The 19,903-nt window shown below is 53.9% G+C and carries 19 protein-coding genes; 7 read left to right on the forward strand and 12 right to left on the reverse strand.

Annotation, left to right across the window (positions count from 1 at the left end; all coding sequences use genetic code 11):
* Window positions 1–74: 74 nt before the first annotated feature.
* The 3 genes from IEW12_RS20930 to IEW12_RS20940 are packed head-to-tail and all read right to left on the reverse strand — an operon-like array spanning window position 75 to window position 3,321.
* Window positions 75–1,265 (reverse strand): HlyD family secretion protein, encoded by a 1,191-nt coding sequence (locus IEW12_RS20930; RefSeq protein WP_188568076.1) that lies wholly within the window; start codon window positions 1,263–1,265, stop codon window positions 75–77.
* 43 nt (window positions 1,266–1,308) lie between these two features.
* Window positions 1,309–2,841: an efflux transporter outer membrane subunit gene (locus IEW12_RS20935; protein ID WP_188568077.1), complete on the reverse strand. Its 1,533-nt coding sequence runs from the start codon at window positions 2,839–2,841 to the stop codon at window positions 1,309–1,311.
* 42 nt (window positions 2,842–2,883) lie between these two features.
* Entirely contained in the window at window positions 2,884–3,321 is a 438-nt protein-coding gene (locus IEW12_RS20940; protein ID WP_188568078.1) for a MarR family winged helix-turn-helix transcriptional regulator, read from the reverse strand.
* A 287-nt stretch (window positions 3,322–3,608) separates the two neighbouring features.
* On the opposite strand from IEW12_RS20940, the gene IEW12_RS20945 reads away from it, so the two are divergent.
* A complete protein-coding gene (locus tag IEW12_RS20945) occupies window positions 3,609–4,058 on the forward strand; it encodes a MarR family winged helix-turn-helix transcriptional regulator (RefSeq protein ID WP_188568079.1) in 450 nt (149 codons plus the stop codon).
* Between the two features lie 108 nt (window positions 4,059–4,166).
* Here the strand turns inward: IEW12_RS20945 and IEW12_RS20950 are convergent, their stop codons facing one another.
* From IEW12_RS20950 to IEW12_RS20960, 3 genes are read right to left on the reverse strand one after another with little or no spacing between them, the layout of a single operon-like run.
* Complete coding sequence (locus IEW12_RS20950) at window positions 4,167–4,628, reverse strand: hemerythrin domain-containing protein (RefSeq protein WP_229751262.1); 462 nt, start codon at window positions 4,626–4,628, stop codon at window positions 4,167–4,169.
* 53 nt (window positions 4,629–4,681) lie between these two features.
* Window positions 4,682–5,119 (reverse strand): cupin domain-containing protein, encoded by a 438-nt coding sequence (locus IEW12_RS20955; RefSeq protein WP_229751263.1) that lies wholly within the window; start codon window positions 5,117–5,119, stop codon window positions 4,682–4,684.
* A 7-nt stretch (window positions 5,120–5,126) separates the two neighbouring features.
* Window positions 5,127–5,567 (reverse strand): carboxymuconolactone decarboxylase family protein, encoded by a 441-nt coding sequence (locus IEW12_RS20960; protein ID WP_188568080.1) that lies wholly within the window; start codon window positions 5,565–5,567, stop codon window positions 5,127–5,129.
* A 254-nt stretch (window positions 5,568–5,821) separates the two neighbouring features.
* Here IEW12_RS20960 and pdxR point away from each other — a divergent pair, with 254 nt between their 5' ends.
* From pdxR to IEW12_RS20980, 4 genes are all read left to right on the forward strand, one after another.
* Entirely contained in the window at window positions 5,822–7,258 is a 1,437-nt protein-coding gene (pdxR, locus tag IEW12_RS20965) for a MocR-like pyridoxine biosynthesis transcription factor PdxR (RefSeq protein WP_188568081.1), read from the forward strand.
* Between the two features lie 301 nt (window positions 7,259–7,559).
* Window positions 7,560–8,537, forward strand: a complete 978-nt coding sequence (locus IEW12_RS20970; RefSeq protein ID WP_188568082.1) for a right-handed parallel beta-helix repeat-containing protein — start codon at window positions 7,560–7,562, stop codon at window positions 8,535–8,537.
* 405 nt (window positions 8,538–8,942) lie between these two features.
* Complete coding sequence (locus IEW12_RS20975; RefSeq protein WP_188568083.1) at window positions 8,943–9,449, forward strand: chemotaxis protein CheW; 507 nt, start codon at window positions 8,943–8,945, stop codon at window positions 9,447–9,449.
* A gap of 25 nt (window positions 9,450–9,474) precedes the next feature.
* Window positions 9,475–11,214 (forward strand): methyl-accepting chemotaxis protein, encoded by a 1,740-nt coding sequence (locus IEW12_RS20980; protein ID WP_188568084.1) that lies wholly within the window; start codon window positions 9,475–9,477, stop codon window positions 11,212–11,214.
* A 378-nt stretch (window positions 11,215–11,592) separates the two neighbouring features.
* Here the strand turns inward: IEW12_RS20980 and mctP are convergent, their stop codons facing one another.
* The 5 genes from mctP to wrbA form a co-directional block, all read right to left on the reverse strand.
* Window positions 11,593–13,068: a monocarboxylate uptake permease MctP gene (gene mctP / locus IEW12_RS20985; RefSeq protein ID WP_188568085.1), complete on the reverse strand. Its 1,476-nt coding sequence runs from the start codon at window positions 13,066–13,068 to the stop codon at window positions 11,593–11,595.
* A complete protein-coding gene (locus IEW12_RS20990) occupies window positions 13,068–13,247 on the reverse strand; it encodes a DUF3311 domain-containing protein (RefSeq protein ID WP_188568447.1) in 180 nt (59 codons plus the stop codon). Before IEW12_RS20990 ends, mctP begins: the two co-directional genes overlap by 1 nt.
* A gap of 448 nt (window positions 13,248–13,695) precedes the next feature.
* Window positions 13,696–15,102 (reverse strand): FAD-binding oxidoreductase, encoded by a 1,407-nt coding sequence (locus tag IEW12_RS20995; RefSeq protein WP_188568086.1) that lies wholly within the window; start codon window positions 15,100–15,102, stop codon window positions 13,696–13,698.
* Window positions 15,103–15,161: 59 nt separating this feature from the next.
* The gene (locus IEW12_RS21000; RefSeq protein ID WP_229751264.1) at window positions 15,162–15,557 is read right to left on the reverse strand and encodes a DUF2069 domain-containing protein; all 396 of its coding nucleotides are present in this window, start codon (window positions 15,555–15,557) and stop codon (window positions 15,162–15,164) included.
* An 8-nt stretch (window positions 15,558–15,565) separates the two neighbouring features.
* Window positions 15,566–16,177, reverse strand: a complete 612-nt coding sequence (gene wrbA, locus IEW12_RS21005; protein WP_188568088.1) for an NAD(P)H:quinone oxidoreductase — start codon at window positions 16,175–16,177, stop codon at window positions 15,566–15,568.
* Window positions 16,178–16,312: 135 nt separating this feature from the next.
* On the opposite strand from wrbA, the gene IEW12_RS21010 reads away from it, so the two are divergent.
* The gene (locus IEW12_RS21010) at window positions 16,313–17,590 is read left to right on the forward strand and encodes a YihY family inner membrane protein (RefSeq protein ID WP_188568089.1); all 1,278 of its coding nucleotides are present in this window, start codon (window positions 16,313–16,315) and stop codon (window positions 17,588–17,590) included.
* Between the two features lie 124 nt (window positions 17,591–17,714).
* Here the strand turns inward: IEW12_RS21010 and IEW12_RS21015 are convergent, their stop codons facing one another.
* Window positions 17,715–18,182, reverse strand: coding sequence for a DUF4124 domain-containing protein (locus IEW12_RS21015; protein WP_188568090.1), 468 nt, complete (start codon window positions 18,180–18,182; stop codon window positions 17,715–17,717).
* Window positions 18,183–18,550: 368 nt separating this feature from the next.
* On the opposite strand from IEW12_RS21015, the gene aceA reads away from it, so the two are divergent.
* The gene (aceA, locus tag IEW12_RS21020; RefSeq protein WP_188568091.1) at window positions 18,551–19,849 is read left to right on the forward strand and encodes an isocitrate lyase; all 1,299 of its coding nucleotides are present in this window, start codon (window positions 18,551–18,553) and stop codon (window positions 19,847–19,849) included.
* Window positions 19,850–19,903 lie beyond the last annotated feature (54 nt).

Genomic DNA, 19,903 nt, shown 5'->3' on the forward strand with positions numbered 1-19,903 from the left:
CTCAAAGGTGAATTAGGATGTGGATTGGATGGCCATTGCTATGTCAGCTCCCGGCCACCTTGCGGATTGAGCTATCAGTCGCTGATCTGGCTTTTGGCGATGATGCGATCGATCTCGGCGTCGGCTTCCTTGGCGTACTGGTCAAATACGTGGGTCTGGAATGATGCTTCCGGTGCCGCACCAAGCTGGGAGCCGCTTTGATCGTGAATATCCACTTCCACTTGCATCGACAGGCCGATACGCAGCGGATGCGCGCGCAATTCTGCAGGGTCCAGCTGGACACGAACCGGCAGGCGCTGTACGACCTTGATCCAGTTGCCGGTAGCGTTTTGAGCCGGCAATACCGAGAATGCGCTGCCGGTACCGGCGGAGAAGCCGATGACCTTGCCGTGATAGCTGGCGCTGGAACCATACAGGTCCGCCGTCAGTTTGACCGGCTGGCCTATGCGTACTGCTTTCAAGTCGCTTTCCTTGAAATTGGCATCTACCCAGACGCCATCCAGAGGCACGATCGCCATCAGTGGCGTGCCGGCCGCTACACGCTGGCCCAACTGCACAGAACGCTTGGCGACATAGCCAGTGACAGGCGCGGGCAAAGTATTGCGGGCATAGGCCAGATAGGATTCCCTGACCTTGGCTGCGGCCGTCAGGACATTCGGATGTTCTGCTATCGTGGTTTTACCTGTTTGCGCACGGTTGGATGCCAGTTGTTCCTCGGCGGTTTGCAGAGCGGCTTTCTGTGCCTTGACCGCATCGCGGGCATGGGCGATATCTTCTGTAGAGATGGCGCCGGTTTGTTCCACAGAAAGGCGGCGGCGCAGATCGTCTTCTGCACGAGACAGATCTACCTGGCGTTGCGCGATTTGGGCTTTCAATACCCGGTTGTTGACATAGAGCGTGCTGACTTGTTGCACCGTCTGGGCCAGTGCCGCTTCTGACCTGGCCAGTTCGATTTTTGTATCGGCCGGGTCGAGTTTAACGATGCTACTGCCTTCCTTTACAACTTGCGTGTCGTCGGCGTTAATAGCGATGACGGTACCGGGGATCTGTGCGTTAAGCTGCACCAGATTGCCGGTCACATAGGCGTCGTCTGTACCTTCGAAATAACGCGCATATGTGAAGTAGTAGGCTCCGTATGCGGCTGCAGCCAGCAAGGTGCCGCCGCCGAGCAGGGCCAGCATGGCCTTGCGCTTTCCGTTTGTCTGCCCGCTTGCTTGTGCGGGAACTTGCTTATTTGCGCCGTCTTTGCTTTGATTGTCGTTCATGATTTTTACCTGTATTTGAGTAATGATGCTTATGCGATGATGTTTATTTGGTGGCGGCAATTGCCGGGGTATTTGTAGTGATCTGATGCTTCGCTGCCTGGCTGGCGTTAGCATTGTTGGAAACTGAATCCGAGGTATCGACAAAACCGCCGCCGAGAGCTGCGGCCAATGCGATTTGCTGGTCGCGGCGATTCATACGCAGATTGGTGACGTTTTCTTCGCTGGTCAGGGCACTGATTTTCGACTGGACGACGGTCAGTTGCGTCCCCAGGCCCGCTTTAAACTGTATGCCTGCCAATTGATAGCTTCTGTTTGCGGCGTCGCTGGCGGCTTGCGCATCCAGCAATTGTGCATCGGTCGAACGTACATTCGCCAATTGCACGGCGACTTCAGACAGGGCCGAGACCAGGGTCTGGTTATAACTGGCAACAGCATAGTCAAAGTCTGCATAACGCCCTTTCAACTGGGCGCGCAATGCGCCACCGTCAAAAATAGGCAGGTGGACCGCAGGAGCCAGGGATGCGGTGCGGCTGCCCGCGTTCAGAAAACGTCCAAAGCCGAATGCGTCCAGGCCTATTGCTGCAGTCAGGTTGATATCCGGATAGAAGTCTGCCTTGGCGACTTTGATATCCTGGGTTGTGGCGTCGACATTCCAGCGTGCAACGACGATATCCGGGCGCCTGGCCACCAGGTCGGCTGGGAGATTGTCCGGCAGCGCAACCGCATCGCCCGTGCCCATGGCGGGGCGCGATATTTTCAGGCCACGGTCAGGGCCGGCGCCAAGCAGGGCCGCCAATTGATATTGGACATCCAGGATCTGGCCGTCCAGGGCTTTCACAGTGGACTGGCTGCCGGCAAGATTTTTCTTTGTTCCTTGCTGCTCCACTTCAGTATCCAGCCCGGAAGCAACCCGCTTATCCGTGAGTTGGCGCAACTGCTGCCTTTGTTCTACCTCAGCCTGCGCCAGATCCCTCAGCGCATACAGGCGTGCCAGCGAGTTGTAGCTGCGCGCAATGGCCGTACTCAGCGTCAGTTTGACTTTTTCCTGCTCCGCTTCGCTGGCACGCAGTTTCGATAGCGACGATTGCAGCGCGCTGCTGTTCTTGCCCCACACGTCCAGTTCATAGGAGGCACTGACCACTGCCTTGTTTTCTGTCTGCCAGGAGCCGGCATAGGGAGGCGGCACCAGCGCATTGGACGAATATTGCTGCCGGCTCATTGTGTAGTCGGCATTCACTTTGGGCTGGGTATTGGAACGCGCGGTCTCGGTAAATGCGGATGCCGCGGCGACCCTGGCGCGTGCCTGGGCGAGCGTTGGGCTTTGTTGCAAGGCCTCTGCAATCAATGCGGTAAGCTGGGTGTCGCCAAACTGGCTGGCCCAATCTGCTGCGGGCCAGTGTCCATGCTCGGAAGGAAGGCTCTTGGCATCCTGTCCGCTTTGAACAGCGGCAATATGCTGGTTGCTGCCCAGATCGGAAAAGCTGGCGCAGCCTGGCAATATCGCTGCAACAGCCAGCGACAACAGAATCTTGGTTCCTCGCAAATTATTGCGCTTATTGAGTATCTGATTATTCATAATCTGACTTGTCAGTTAATTGATTAAAAAAAAGCACGAAAATCATGCCCCTAAAAACTTTGCCAGCAGGCGGCGGAACTCAAGAAATTCCTCAGTGCTGAAACCTTCCAATCGTTTGTTTAATACCTCGGGTGCCCGCATACGGATTTCAGCCGCAACATGGTGCCCCTTGTCGGTTAATTCCAGATTGACCATGCGCCTGTCTTCAACACTGCGGACCCGGGCCAGGATGCCCAGTTTTTCCAGTTTGTCCAACATGCGCGTCATCAGTCCGGTGTCGATATCCAGCAACTTGCTTAACTCAAACGGATTGCTGGCGATATTACTAGACATGGATAGAATGACGCCCATCTGCTGTCCTGTAATATCAAGATCCTTTAGTACCGTATCCATCTCACCCAGTACCAGGTTTCTCGCACGGTAGAGTGCAAAGCCAACACTGTTTGCCGGATCGAAATTTTCTTTTGTATAGTATTTCATGAGAACCTCCATGGATTCAATATAATTGATATGTCAGATACTGTCAAGTCAAAATTTGACTGATGGCCTGCGACGCTGGCTAGTAGCGATAGCTTGGGATGCAGTCGAGCCGGAGGGCGTGCATTGCGTGCTTCACTTGCCACTGGGCCAGGTCTCGCTTCCCCCTTTTCCTGCACAGCTCGCAGCCAGCTTCCTGGCGGTATTTTGCTGACTAGGCAGATATTGTATCAGTCAGATATTTCGCTTAAAATTATCAGCATGTGCTTAAAGGCACCAGGAGAGATTTAATGGAATCAGTTTATAGTCTTCGCAATATTGTTTTTTTGACCAAGCGCCTCAGAAGGCATTTGTGGAGCAGGGTGGAAAAGCAGGCTGTGAGTGGCGGCGTGACTGCCTTACAATGGAGCGTGCTGTCAGGCATAGCCTCTGGCGAAGGGCAGGGCGTCAGCGATTTGTCGCAGGCTTTCGACCATGATCCGGGAGCATTGAGCCGCTCAGTGAATCAGATGGTGGAGAAGGGTTTGCTGAGCTATACGCAGGGACAGGACGACAGGCGCCGCGTCTACCTGCAATTGACGGCAGAGGGCCACCAGTTGTTTGAGACTTTGAAAGAAGGTGTTTATCGTGCCACCGCCGATATCCGGGCGGCACTTAGCGATGCGGAATTTTGCCAATTGGAAGCTTTATTGACCAAGGCAAACTCTGCAATCGCACGCGCGGAAGCGCCTGCAAGTTAAATTGGCCTGGTAAGGCCGCACACCGGTACAAGGTCGTCGTCAATACCTTGCTGCCGAGTGCGCCGGAAGCGGCCTTTCAAATGCCGCGCTCCGGATATTCTGGCACTCTTAAAGTGTGGCCAGTGCGGGATAGAGTTCTTCATTCTCCCTTTGCGTTCTCTCAAACAGTGCTTTGAAAATACGATTGGCCTGCTCCCTGAATTGCTCCGGCGCAGAGGCGATCTTGTCGGAGGTATTCCAAGCGCCGGCGAACGCCATGTAGTCGGCAGAAATTTCGCCCATCTCTGATTGAAACCTTGCACCTGTGGCTGCCATAGCCGGATCTTTGGAGGCGGCAAAGGCAGGATAGACGACTTTGTCCTCTACCGCCAGGTGAAGCTTGATGGTTGAACTGATCGTGATAATTTGTTTTGCGATTGCTGCGGCATTGCTGGCAATGCCGAGTTTAACCAGCATCCTTAGCGCATGGATATGCGCGAGAATATCGCTGTGGTCATGCCTGAATTTTTTGGTGTCCATTATGCTTGATGATAAGGTGGCGATCATCGTGCGGTGCACCAGATCGGCCATGGGTTTGCGGAAAGAGCGAACCGGCGTAAATACCATCCGGTTCGCTGGAAGACTTACTTGTTCAGCGGCTGCTTCAGTGGTTCACCGTCGCCGACCAGTAGCCAGACCAGCAGTTTTGCCGGTTTGGTCGCGCTGGCGTTACGGGAGACAATGTGTCCCACCTTGGGTGTTTCATACCAGTATTCACCAGCCTTGTAGGTGACGGGCGCCTGACCTTCCAACTGGGACGTTACTTCGCCTTCCAGCACGTAGGCAAACACTGAGCCAGGATGCACATGCGGCTCTGAGGCTTGGCCCGGTGCATAGCTCACGGTCGCCATGATGACGTTTTTTCCTGAAACGTCAGGCAATGCCTGCTTGGTCAGTGGAGTGACCGTTTCCTTGCCGGTTCCGCCTGCACCTGCACTGGTGTCGTGTGCATGGGCTTGCGTGAACGGTGCCAGCAGGGCGGCGCTTGCGAGCATGCTCGCCAATAGGGATTTTAGTATCATAGCTGCCTCACTTGGTAGGTGATTTACGGAAGCCGATCGCCAGGCGATTCCAGCTATTGATGGTAGCGATCGCCACGGTCAGGTTGACTTGTTCAGCTTCGCTAAACTGCGAGCGCAAGGCTTCGTAGTCAGCGTCAGGGGCGTGATCCTGGGAGATCAGGGTGACCGCTTCAGTCCAGGCCAAGGCAGCGCGTTCGCGTTCTGTGAAGAATGGTGCTTCGCGCCAGACTGCTACTGCATATACCTTTCGTTCGCTTTCGCCTGCCTTGCGCAGGTCGGTGCTATGCAAGTCTACGCAAAATGCGCAGCCATTGATTTGTGATGCGCGCAGCTTGATCAGGTCAAGCAGCGATGCTTCCAGGCCCAGCTTGTTGACAGCACCTTCCAGCGCGATCATTGCTTTCAGTGCATCGGGGGAGGCTTTGTAGAAATCGGTACGTTGTGTCATGGCATTCTCCTAAATGGATAGATAAATTAAAATGTTGCTTCAGTTGTCACTTGCAATACGCGCTATGCTTGCGTTTCTTTTGCAGCGGCTTGTCGCGCATCGGTGAAGAAATGATATAAGGAGAGCTGCTTTGCTTGGGAGACCAATCCGGACAAAAACGCTGAGACCAAGGTAGCCACCGCTGAGCACCGGGCGCCCCGCTGGCAGCGCAATGCAACGCAGACTTCATCACAAAATGTTTACAAGGGACAAGCATGGAAATGCATATCGTCATCAAAGGCGATAAAGATCTGGCGGGCCAGCTTTATCAGCAAATGAAGGATGCTATCCATTCGGGCCGGCTGGCTGCCGGCAGCCAGATACCACCATCCCGCCTGCTGGCCGAGCAGCTAGGCATATCGCGCAAGACCGTATCTACCGTATATGCAAAATTGACGGATGAACGTTTGCTCACGGGGCAGGTTGGCGTGGGCACCTTTGTCAGTAGCCAGGTAGCGCCGCGGTCTATAAGCAAGGGCGCCGGAGAGCTGGCCGGAGCAGCTGTCGTCAAGCGCTGGAACGAGATGTCGACGCCGTTACGCCATCCTGCACCGGCTGGGAGATCCCGTTATGAATATATAGGTGGCGGTTCCACCAAGAGCCAGTTTCCCATGGATGACTGGCGCCGGTGCGTGCTGTTTGCGCTGAGACAGGATACGGAATCGCGTGGCCTGTACCAGCAGCCGGAAGGCTCGCCCATGCTGCGTGAGGCAATCGCACACCATATAGGATTCGCGCGGGGCGTCAAATGTGTCGCCTCGGATATTGTCGTGACCAATGGCGCGCAACAGGCACTGGACCTGATCGCCAGGGTGCTGGTTGAGCCGGGTTGCATCGTTGCGATTGAGGAGCCCGGCTACCCGCCTGCGCGCTTGCTGTTTGCAAGCCAGGGGGCGCAGATTGTCGCTGTGCCGGTGGACCGCGAAGGCATCGTCGTTGAGCTGATACCGGAAGGTACGCGCCTGATCTACGTCACGCCGTCCCATCAGTTTCCACTCGGGATGTCGATGAGCATGCAGCGCCGTCAGGCATTGCTTGACAGGGCCAGGCAGATCGGCGCCATCATCATCGAAGACGACTACGATAGCGAGTTCAGGTATGAAGGGCGGCCAACGGATTCTTTGCAAGGCATGGACCAGGATAATATCGTCGCCTATGTCGGCACCTTTTCCAAGGTGCTGTTGCCGGAGTTGCGGCTGGGCTACGTCGTCGCCCCGGCAGAAATATTGAACGCACTCGCGGTAGCAAAGCATCTGACAGACTGGCATACAGCCAGCATGACACAATATGCGATTGCAAAATTCATCAATGACGGTTATCTGGCGCGGCATATCCGGCAATGCCACGCGATGTATTCAAGGCGACGCGAAAAGCTGCTGGCCCGTTTCAGCACGGACCTGGCTGAATGGTTTGAAGTGATACCGACGGTAGCGGGTTTTCATTTGACCGTGCTATGCAAAAAGAAAGTGGATGTGGCGCAGTTGATCAAGCTGGCCAGGCGGGTTGACGTCGGCCTGTATCCGCTGGACGGTTTTTATCATTCCAGCGAGCCTCAGCCCGGCCTGATACTCGGATTCGGCAGCATAGAGACGCTGGACATTGATTTCTCGTTGGATCTGGTGAGGGATATCCTGCAGCAGATGGATGCCTGAGTGCATTTGTGTGGCTCCCTCAAGTATTTCCCTTTATAGGCCGCACCTCATGCAAAGTTTTTTCCGTCTACAGGCGCCACGTTGTGGTTTGCTGTTTGCTGCGATGCTTCTCTTCAATACGCATCTTGCACTTGCCGCGCATACCTTAAGGGTAGGGCGTTTCGCGGCGATATCCAGCATATCGCAAGCCGCCAAACTGGCACAGGATGGCGACATCATAGAAATCGAGGCCGGCGAATATGCCGGTGATGTTGCGGTGTGGACGCAAAAGCAGTTGTCGATACGTGCGGTAGGTGGTCGCGTGAAATTGATCGCAGCAGGCCGCAGCGCAGAAGGCAAAGCCATTTGGGTTGTGCGTGGTGGCGACATCACCATTCAGGGAATCGATTTCCAGGGCACGCGGGTGCCGGACCGTAACGGAGCCGGAATCAGGCTGGAGGCGGGGAACTTGATTGTGCGTGACTGCAGCTTTACCGACAATGAGAATGGAATACTGACTGCCGGCGGCGAAGCGACGCTGGAAGTGGAAAACAGCGAGTTTGGCCACAATGGTGCGGGCGATGGGCGAAGCCATAATATCTACGTGGGCCCACTGCGAAAATTCAAGGTCAGCGGCAGTTATTTTCATCATGCCAGAAGCGGCCATTTACTAAAAAGCCGCGCTCGCGAAAATCTGATTTTTTATAATCGTCTGAGCGATGAAGCCGGCGGACATGCAAGCTATGAGTTGGAGTTTCCGAATGGCGGCATCTCTTACGTCATCGGCAATCTGATCGAGCAGTCTGCAAGCACGGAAAATACCGCAATGATCTCGGTAGGCGCAGAAGGATATAGCTGGCCGGAAAATGAGCTTTACCTTTCCAGCAATACGATCGTGGATGACTTGCCATCTGCAGGCACTTTTTTATTTGCCAAGCCAGGCGATATTAAACTCGTGGCCGTCAATAATCTGCTGGTTGGCAATGGCCTGGTTAAGGCCGGCAAGACCGTGACTGCCGGGATGGCTTATGCATGGAAAATTCCGGGCGTTTCAGGGGATTTTGAAAATAACTATCTGGTCGACAGAACGCAATTTGTTTTCCCGGCCGGATTCGACTATCGTTTAAAAACCACTGCACCATTTGCATCCGGCGCGAAATTTATTGTGCCGGCGATGGCGAACCGGCAAGACCTGAGTCCTCAATTTGAGTATTTATTTCCTGTGGGAAAAATAATTTTAACCGTCAAACCGGAGTTGCCGGGAGCGTTCCAAACGGGCAGGAAAGAGCAGATGAGATGAGCGCAGAAATAGGCGATGCGATGCGTATTAAAATGCTGGCAGATTTTACAGGTTTCATTGACGAAGTTCGGTAAATTTGGATATATCCGTATTTTGTTGTGGTAAAAGTGCCATGCACAATGCTCAATTGCAATTCTCTCTAGCCCTAAAGCCAATAGAGATAATAAAATCAGGCGGGAAATTCAAAATTGGCTGCTGAGGTGATACCATAAGGAAACTTTTTGAACTATAAAAACAGTTTCTATAAGAATCCAAGGCAAGAAGTTGTGGCGTACTGATACTGGTAGTATCTCTATTGCTCTCTGTATTGTTGACGCTGAATCGTTACGGGTCATAAGTCTTGCTCAGACCTGTATCATCTGCCGCAATTTCCAAGTTAATTATTGATGGGAAAGGAAGGACTGTATGTCCACATCCACACAAACCGAAACAACCGAAAACAAAATCGCCGATATGACAGGAAATGAATTCCTGGCGTTCACATTGGGCAAAGAAGAATACGGCATCGACATTTTGAAGGTGCAGGAAATCCGCGGTTACGAAGCGGTAACGCGCATCGCCAATGCGCCGGATTTCTTGAAGGGCGTGATCAATCTGCGCGGCATTATCGTGCCGGTAGTGGACATGCGCATCAAGTTCAATCTCGGTGAGCCTACTTACGATCAATTTACCGTAGTCATCATTTTGAACATCGGTGGCCGCATCGTCGGCATGGTAGTGGATAGCGTATCCGATGTGACTACGCTGTTGCCGGATCAGGTCAGGGCAGCACCGGAAATGGGTACGACCTTCAGCACGGATTTCCTGATCGGCCTGGGCACGCTGGAAGAGCGCATGCTGATCCTGGTTGATATCGACAAACTGATGTCCAGCCCAGAGATGGGATTAGTGGATCAGGCAGCAGCCGCCTGATTTTTTATTTTTTTACAGGAAGCCTATGAACCAGTTGTCTAATATCAAAATTGGTACCCGTCTTGCACTTGGATTTGGCTTGGTACTTTTGTTTGCTACCGGCTTACTGGTTTTAGGCTTGTTGAGGATGAGTCAGTTGCAAGGCTCAACCGACTACATCTTCAACAATAAAGTGGCTGCGTTGAATGCGGCTACAGACATGCGCGAGCAGGGCCGTGCACTGGCACTGGTATTGCGCAAGATGACAGCACCAACCGATGTGGCGGAAGCAGAGCGCGAGACCAAGCGCCTGGTGACCACGATGGATACCTACTCCAAATCGGAAACGCTGGCCAAGAGTTTGATTGAGGGTGACAACGGCAAGAAAACGCTTGCCAATGCCTTGTCGCAAAAAGATGCCGTGATGTCTATCGTTGGCAAGATCAAGAGTTTTGTCGGCGAAGGCAATTACTTTGATGCCGCTTCTTTGCTGCAGACAGAATTCAATGCGCCTCATGAAAAATGGATGGTTGCACTGACCGAGCTGGCACAGCAGCAGCATGAAGCGATGAAACAGACTTTTGACGAATCGCAGAGCAATTACAAAAGTGCGATGACGGGCATGGTCATTATCGGTCTCGTGATTCTGGTGCTGGGCAGCGCTGCAGCATGGATTATCACCCGCACTATTTCTCAGCCTATCAAGAGCGCCGGCCAGGCAGCGGACTATATTGCCAGTGGCGACTTGTCGCATGACATAGAAATCAATAGCTCGGATGAAGTGGGCGCCTTGCTGCAATCTCTGAAGCTGATGCAGACCAACCTGGTAAATACGGTGACCCAGATCAAGCAGGGCACGGAAACCATCACGGTCGCATCGCAAGAAATCGCCTCCGGCAATGCTGACCTGTCGTCGCGTACCGAATCGCAAGCCAGTTCGCTGGAAGAAACCGCCAGCTCGATGGAAGAGCTGACCAGCACCGTGAAACAGAATGCTGACAATGCACGCCAGGCGAATCAACTGGTGGTGTCCGCCAGCAGCGTCGCTGTCAAAGGCGGAGCAGTTGTAAGCCAAGTCGTCGACACCATGGGCTCCATCAAGGAAAGCTCGCGCAAGATTGTTGATATCATCGGCGTCATCGACGGTATCGCCTTCCAGACCAATATCCTGGCGCTGAATGCAGCGGTAGAAGCGGCGCGTGCCGGCGAGCAGGGCCGTGGTTTTGCTGTAGTTGCTTCCGAAGTACGCAACCTGGCGCAACGCAGTGCCGGTGCCGCCAAAGAAATCAAGATGCTGATCGGTGATTCGGTAGACAAGGTAGACCAGGGCAGCAAGCTGGTGGATGAAGCCGGCAAGACGATGGACGAGATTGTCACCAGCGTGCAGCATGTCGCCGACATCATGAGCGAGATCACGGCGGCCAGCCAGGAACAGAGTTCCGGCATCGAGCAGGTCAATCTGGCGATCACGCAGATGGATGAGATGACGCAGCAAAATGCGGCGCTGGTAGAGCAGGCTGCCGCAGCGGCAGAAAGCATGGAAGAGCAGGCCGTTGCGTTGGCGCAGACTGTAAGTGTCTTCAAGATAGCTGGTCACCAACAGACTGCAGGACTGGGCTTTGCCAGGGCTGCTCAGCCAGAGCGGACTGAGCGCGCAGAACCAAAAATTATTCCCCTGGCGGCGCGCAAGGCCGCACCTGCAAAATTGGCAGCCGCTCCCCAGCGCACAACTGCTGCACCAAGTGCTGCGGCCAATGCAAAGCAGGATGAATGGGAAGAGTTTTGATCGCCTGATAAATCAGGATATGAACGTAGGAATGGCCTCGGAAAACCGGGGCCATTTTTTTGAGCGAATAGATTTGCCTCTGCCAGCATCGCATGTACTGTGATGCCGGCTGTGAACGGCGCAAGTATGGCGCATTTGCTTTTTGTTGCGAGGGATGGCGCTGCCTTTTTTTGCTATGGAATCCTGGCAGAAAATTCCCCGTATGGCATGGCCAAATGCCAGGCCACTACCTCAATCGAGGATGGCGTGGCGCCGTGATGCCGGAAATATTCAATGAGCAAATCAAGGGATGAAAAAAAGCCCCGAAAAAATCCGGGGCTTTCTTGGTTTTGCAGGGGCAGGCTAAATTCAATCTTTACGCCTGAATCCCTCGGTGCCTTAATTTTGCTTCTTGCCCAGCACCAGTTGGAACACCACGGCGACAAAGATATTCATTGCCAGGGCCAGCAAGCCTGTGTACACGGTATAGCTGTCTCCACCTATCACCATTGTATGGACTGGTTTGATGCCATCGGCAAATGCCATCCAGCTACCGCCGACGATACCGGCGGCCCAGCCTGCCAATAACGCGCCAGAGCCGAACCAGCCGAAGAACAGGCCAAAGACCACGGCAGGGAAGGTTTGTAATATCCACACACCGCCCAGCAATTGCAGGTCCAGTGCAAACTTGGTCGGCAGGAACAGGATGAACACCAGCGCGCCGACTTTCACGACCAGGGAAACGATCTTGGCCACTTTGGCTTCACCAGCAGGGCTGACTTGAGGATTGACATAGGCCTTCCAGAAGTTGCGGGTGAACAGGTTGGCAGCACCGATCGACATGACGGCAGCCGGCACCAGCGCACCAATCGCGATTGCAGCAAACGCAAAGCCGCTGAACCATGACGGGAACAAGGCATTGAACAATGCCGGAACCACGTCGTTATTGGTGGCGACAGTGATCTTTGCAGCATAGGCCATGAAGCCCAGCAAGGCGATCAAGCCCAGCAGCACGGTATAGGCCGGCAGGAAAATCGCATTCTTGCGGATAGTGTCTGCGCTCTTTGCGGCAAAGATACCGGTCAGCGTATGCGGGTACATGAATGCGGCCAGAGCGGAACCCAGTGCGAGTGAAGCAAACGGCAGCATCTGTTGCGGTTTCAGCGTCAGACCGGTAGCACCGCCCTTGGCGGCAAATGCCTCGCTGGCGGAAGAGAACACGGCGCCATAGCCACCCAGTTTCATCGGCACCAGGACAACAGCAACGATCACCACGATATAGATCATCAGGTCTTTAACAAAGGCAATCAGTGCCGGCGCACGCAGGCCTGCAGAGTAAGTGTACAAGGCCAGGATGACGAAGGCTGCCGCCAGCGGTAATTCACCGGTCAGGCCGAGTGCCTTGATCACGACTTCCATGCCGATCAACTGCAGGGCGATGTAAGGCATGGTGGCCAATACGCCGGTCAGCGAGATCGCCAATTCCAGTGGACGGGATTTATAGCGGCCGAATACCACGTCGCCAGCGGTAACATGACCGGCCTTGGCGGCTGCATGCCACAGCTTAGGCATGATGACGAATACAATCGGATAGACCAGGATGGTATATGGCAGCGCGAAGAAACCGTAAGCGCCTACTGCATAGACCAGTGCAGGCACGGCGATGACTGTATAGGCGGTATAAAAGTCGCCGCCGACCAGGAACCAGGTAATCCATGTGCCGAAATTGCGGCCACCCAGGCCCCACTCGTCAAGATGCGCGCCCTTGTTGGATTTGCCGCTTTGCCAGCGCGATGCACCAAAACCCATGACCGTAACCAGCACGAAGAAAAAGATGAAGACGCCTAAGGCTGTCCAGTTGATTTGGCCATCCATTATTCGACTCCCTTCTTGAGTCCGTCACGATAGACGATCCAGATGATCAAGGCCGTGAGGGGTACCCACGCAAATTGATACCAGTAAAAGAAAGGGAAACCGAAGAGGGTTGGGAGTTCCTGGTTATAGAATGGAATCCACAACAGCCCTATGAAGGGCAGAGCTAGTAATAGCCACATGACAAAATCACCTAAATATTTAGAACTCATTTCATCAATAGGAGGGAGTGCGAACGAGTCCATTTGGGATGCAGTGCGAGGCGTGTCGCGACGCAAAGACTGGCCGTCTTTGCTAGCGGCGCAACGCTGCAATGCGCCCAAATGGGCCGTTCCCGAAGGGTTTGCCTTAAAAGTGGCGCTGGCTGCGTTGCACTCGTTGTCAATAGCCCCGCTATTGACGCCTCGCACGCCTTGCCAGCGCCGCTTTTAAGACAAACGCATCTCCCTCCTATTGATGAAATGAGTTCAGATTAAAATGAGACTAAAGTGTCTCTGCCCGAATTATAAGGGCAATGAATTTTTCATGTATTTTGTGCAACGCAGCAAATGCTGTTTGTCGGAGGGGAGATGCTAGCGGGTCGGATGAAGCCGCCAGAGGGATTTTGCTCTGAAGCAGATAGGCGATTATCTAGAGCAGCTTTCCGGGGTTCATCAGGTTTTGCGGATCCAGCGCAGTTTTGATGGCGCGCATCAAATTCATCTCGATGTCGGATTTGTAGCGCAGGATTTCTTCCTTCTTTAAGGCGCCCAGGCCATGCTCGGCGGAGATGGAGCCGCCGAAGCGATTTACGCTGTCATGCACGATCAGGTTGACTTCGGCCTGACGCTGGATAAACAGCGTATCCGGCATGTTTTCCGGCGGCGAGACGTTGTAATGCAGATTGCCGTCACCCAGATGGCCGAAGGTCACCATGCGGCAGGCAGGGAAGTGCTGCTGCAGCAGTGCATCCGTCTGTGAGATAAAGCGGCCGATATCGGAAATGGGGATGGAGATATCGTGTTTGATGTTTTTACCTTCGGCCGCCTGTGCCATCGATATATGTTCGCGCAAATTCCACAGTGCACGCGACTGCGCCAGCGAGGTGGCGACAACCGCATCTTCTATCAAGTCCTTGTCCAGCGCTTCCGCAACCAGGTTTTCCAGTAATTGACCTGCGTGCTGTTCCGACTCGCTATCGGATAACTCCAGCAACACGTAGTGGGCGTGCCTGCGCGCATACGGCTGTTGCATCTGCGGGAAATGCTTGCCCACCAGGTGCAGAGAAAAGTCCGACATCAGCTCAAATGCGGTCAAGCTTGCTCCGCAGTGCGCTTGCGCCATCGCCAGTAGCTGCAGGGCGTCGTCGGGAGTTTTTAATGCCACCAGAGCGGTCAGCCGGGCTTTGGGCTGTGGAAATAATTTGATGACCGCGGCAGTGATGATTCCTAGCGTGCCTTCGGCGCCTATGAACAGATCGCGCAAGTCATAACCGGTATTGTCCTTCCTCAGGCCGCGCAAACCTTCCCACACCTCTCCGCCGGCAGTCACTACTTCCAGGCCCAGGCAAAGCTCGCGTGTATTGCCATAGCGTAGTACGGCGGTGCCCCCGGCATTGGTAGACAGGTTGCCGCCTATGGTGCAACTGCCCTCGGAGGCCAGGGACAAGGGAAGCAGCCTGTGCGACTGCTCTGCGGCAGACTGGATGTCGGCCAGGATGCAGCCCGCTTCAACGGTCATCGTATTATTGATGGCATCAATCCGGCGGATCTTGTTCAGGCGTTTTAAAGATAGCACCACAGCCTTGCCGCTGTCGTCGGGCACGCTGCCCAGCACCAGGCCGGTATTGCCACCCTGCGGAACAATGGCGACCCTGAATTGATTGCATAGCGTTACCACGCCAGCCACTTCTGCGGTAGACGCAGGCCTCAGCACGGCGAGCGCCTTGCCCTGGAACCTTTGCCGCCAGTCGACCACAAAGGCCAGTGTGTCGGCGTCCTGCGTCAGTACATGGTCGCTGCCTATCAGCTTGCGGCACGAATCCAGAAATTCTTGCATGGTCTTATTTACTCTGATTTGTCGGCAGAAATTATCGCTGCAGGGCTATCGGCCATCGGCTACTGGCTATTGGTTTGCTGAGCCTGCTTCGCTGCGAGCTTGGCAGCTTTCTTCAATGGACGCAGGTAAAACAGGGTGCCGATAAAAAACAGCACCGAGAATGCGACTTCGCCCCAGCCTAGCATGGCGGACAACCATAGCCTGTCGCTGCTGGCGCGGATGATGCCCTCGGCGAAGTACAGCAATATCATCATGGACGACCATTGCATAGTAAAGTTATCGCGTTTCAGCACGCCGCGTAGTATCCACAGCAAAGGCAGTACCTTCAGTACCATCCACGATCCGCCCGGGCGCAGAGGGGCCAGCGTAGTTTCCCACAATATATCCAGTATGATCAGTGCAATGAGGCTGATGCAGGCAAGCAGGTGGTATTTGTTTTGCGTCGTTATAGTCATTATTGGATTCATTCACTGCGTTGCAATTTGACGGCAGTTTCTGCCAGCCGTTTTCCCAGCGCGATAGTCAGCTTGCGCGTATCGTCGCTGATAGGCTGTTTGCCATCGACGCCAGACCAGTGGGTGGCGCCGTAGGGGCTGCCGCCGCTTTTGGTTGTCATCAGTTCGGCATGCGTGTAGGGCAGGCCAAGGAACAACATGCCGTGATGGATCAGCGGCAGCATCATCGACAACAGTGTGGATTCCTGGCCGCCGTGCAGGCTGCCGGTGGAGGTAAATACGCAAGCCGGTTTATCGGTCAGCGTGCCGGACAGCCATTCAGTCGCGGTGCCATCCCAGAAATACTTCATTGCAGAAGACATATTGCCGAAGCGGGTAGGAGAGCCCAGTGCCAAGCCTGCGCATTCCTGCAAGTCGGCCAGTTCAACATAGGGCGCGCCTTCTGCTGGTATTTCCGATTCGGTTGCGTGTGTGACCGTGGAGACGGAGGGAACGGTGCGCATGCGTGCATCGCAACCCGGCACACTTTCTATGCCCTGGGCAATATATTCAGCCATCTTGCGGGTTGCGCCATGGCGTGAATAATATAAAACGAGAAGGGTGAGTGGTTTGGTGTTCATGCTTGCTATTATATGGGCCTTTTCCCTGCATCCGGGCATTCTGCCTCTGCAAGATGATAGAAGACTGGAATTTCCAGTCTTGATGTTGAATGATTTATGTAGAATAAGGTATTGATGTCATTAGAGAAATTCTTTATGCGCGGATTATCCTGGTCCCAGATCAGCGATCTTTTTGTTTTTGCTTACCGCCGTTTGCGTGAAGGTCGCTTGCCGCAGGTGGCCGGCAGCCTGACGTTTACGACGGTGCTGGCGCTGGTGCCGGTGTTGACAATTGCGCTGGCCATTTTTACCGCCTTCCCGCTGTTCAATACCTTCCGCACTTCGCTGGAGGCGTATTTTATACAAAGCCTGATGCCGCAGGCGATCGCCAATAACATACTTGGCTACTTGACCCAGTTTGCTACCAAGGCCACGCGCCTGTCGGCGGTCGGCGGTGTGGCATTGATGATTACTGCGGTGACCACGCTGGGCATGATAGATCGCGCCTTCAACCAGATATGGCAGGTAAAGCGCGTCAGGCCCTGGACCCAGAGCATTCTGGTGTACTGGGCCATCATCACGCTGGGGCCGCTGCTGATAGGCGTGTCGATTACCGCGACCTCTTATCTGTTCACTGCCACCAGTGGGGTGGTCGGCGCAGTGCCCTTCATCGGTGGCGTGTTTTATACGCTGGTATCCATTTTCTTTACTACTGGCGCGTTTACGCTGCTGTACCTCGCAGTGCCTAATCGCAGCATAGACTGGCGCGATGCGGCCTGGGGTGGTTTGTTTGCGGCGATCGCGTTCGAGATCGCAAAGCGCATTTTTGCTATTTTTGTGATGCGCTTCCCAACATACACCATCGTGTATGGCGCGCTGGCTGCCGTCCCCATCTTCCTGATCTGGATTTACCTGTCCTGGCTGATTACGCTGATAGGCGCCGTGATTGCGGCGGCCCTGCCTATCGTGAAGTTTGAGCGCTGGTGGCATGTGTCGGTGCCGGGCAGCGAGTTTGCCGATGCGCTGGCCTTGTTGAATGTATTGAATCGCGCCCGCGATGCGCATGACGGCGCCGCGGTGGATGTGAATGCCATGCGCATACAGACGCACTTCGGCCTCGATGAAATCGACGGCCTGCTGGAAAAAATGCTGGAGGCTGGCTGGGTGGCGCGCGTGAAGAATGAAGTGGCGCTGAAAAACAAGCAAGCCTGGTGGCGCAAGGTGGATGAAGGCGCCGAACGCTGGGTGCTGCTGGCCAATCCTGATCAACTGATGCTGGCCGAAATCTACCGTCTGTTTGTTTTTGATCCGCGCGCCGAACGGGGCCGCGGCATGAAGATAGGACCTATCATAGAGCAGGGCTTGCAGTACAGCCTCGCTTCCTATTGCGATGGAGGTCAAGCCTTGCAGGCCGAGGGATCGGAAGCGGGCTAAATTCGATGAGGGGCCTCAGGGGTGTCTGCAAGCGCAGGTTCTGGCTGGACGCCTGGGTTTGTCCCTGCGATAGGGTGCGATCGGGAGATCCTTATGCGGAGGGAGGCTACCGGCTAGTGACAAGCTAGTGACAATAGTTCTGCGCATCGCGGGCGGCGAGCTGCTTGTCGTAATTATCGACAGGCGCACTGTTGGAATGCCTGGCCTTGCCACCGAGAATATCGCGCGCCAGATTGCATCGCGTTGCATCGGTTTCCAGCTGGTTTCCGCCCCATCCCGGCTTGGCTGTTTTCTCCGTTGTGTGGCTGCTTGCTGATTCGGGTTGCTTTTGCGCCTGGCGCCGTTTGAAATCCTGCTCTTGCAATTGCCAGCTTGGTGTGGCGGGGGCGCCGGAGGGTGTTGAGAGAGCTTGGGATGTGATTTTCAGTTCTTGTGCCGCCTTGCCCGCATCCTCTTTATTTTCCGAGTAGTGAATCTGGCCTTTTGCGTCCTTCCACTTATATATTTCCGCATGACTGGGCAAGCACACTGCAGCGAGTGTGAGACAGGTGCTTAAGAGGCCTGGCATCAGCCATGAGGTTTTTTGGGTCATGTTGTTATTTTCTCATGGTTTTTCTATTTTTTCATCTATTGCTATGCCAGAGTGCACATTAGTAGTCCCGGATGAAATTTTATAAAACAAAATATTCTCTTTTTTGTGCCAATCTTTCCCAAATTTTGTGATGTGAAAACATCGTTTCATAATGTGAAAAATCAATCATGGTGCGCACAAATTATTTTTCTCATTCTGAGAAATTTAATTTCATATCGCAAAATTGAATATTTAAGTATTTGAATTTAAACGATTAAATATTTGTTATATGTCTTATATAAGACCTTGTTGCTTCGCAAAAAATGTCCTAATATTTCTCTCAACGGATGACGTTTTTCATTTAATTTTTAGCCCACTGGAGAGAAAGCATGGCAACTCGCGAACAACAGGTAGCAGCAATTCAAAAAGACTGGGATACCAATCCACGCTGGATAGGTATCAAGCGCAATTACACGGCTGAAGACGTAGTTCGCCTGCGTGGCTCCATCACTGTTGAGCACACACTGGCAAAAAACGGTGCTGAAAAATTGTGGAATCTGGTCAATAACGAACCTTTCGTCAATGCGCTGGGCGCACTGACAGGCAACCAGGCTATGCAACAAGTCAAAGCCGGCCTGAAAGCAATTTATTTGTCCGGCTGGCAAGTTGCCGGCGACGCCAACGTTGCCGGTGAAATGTATCCAGACCAATCCTTGTATCCAGCGAACTCTGTACCGCTGGTGGTCAAGCGCATCAACAACACCTTGACTCGCGCCGACCAGATCCAATGGTCCGAAGGCAAGGACGATATCGACTACTTCGCACCTATCGTAGCCGATGCGGAAGCCGGTTTTGGCGGCGTATTGAATGCATTTGAACTGATGAAGGCAATGATCGAAGCGGGCGCGTCCGGCGTTCACTTTGAAGATCAGCTGGCTTCGGTAAAAAAATGCGGCCACATGGGCGGCAAGGTTCTGGTGCCTACCCGTGAAGCAGTCGAGAAGCTGAATGCAGCTCGTCTGGCAGCCGACGTGATGGGCGTGCCTACCGTATTGCTGGCACGTACTGATGCCGAAGCAGCCGATTTGCTGACTTCCGACGTCGATGCCAATGACCAGCCTTTCTGCACCGGCGAACGCACGGTAGAAGGCTTCTACAAAACCCGCCCAGGCATTGAACAGTCTATCTCCCGCGGTCTGGCCTATGCGGAATACGCTGACATGATCTGGTGTGAAACCGGTAAACCTGATCTGGAATTCGCAAGGAAATTCGCCGAGGCGATCCACGCAAAATTCCCAGGCAAGCTGCTGTCCTATAACTGCTCGCCATCGTTCAACTGGAAGAAAAACCTGGACGACGCAACAATCGCCAAGTTCCAGAAAGAACTGGGCGCGATGGGTTACAAGTTCCAGTTCATCACATTGGCCGGTTTCCATGCATTGAACTACGGCATGTTCAACCTGGCGCATGGCTATGCACGTCGCCAGATGTCTGCCTTCGTCGAACTGCAAGAGGCAGAATTCGCTGCAGCCGAAAAAGGCTTCACAGCGGTCAAGCATCAACGCGAAGTCGGTACCGGTTACTTCGATGCAGTAACTCAGACCATCCAGCAAGGCAAGTCTTCGACAACAGCCCTGCATGGTTCGACAGAGGATGAGCAATTCTTCGACGCAAAGAAAGTTGCTTAAATCTTGAAAGTTTTGGTGGGGTGAGGAGATGGCGGGGCAGCATAGTCCCGTCTA

This window comes from Parundibacterium terreum, from assembly GCF_014636315.1.
In the GTDB taxonomy this organism is placed as follows: Bacteria; Pseudomonadota; Gammaproteobacteria; order Burkholderiales; family Burkholderiaceae_D; genus Undibacterium; species Undibacterium terreum.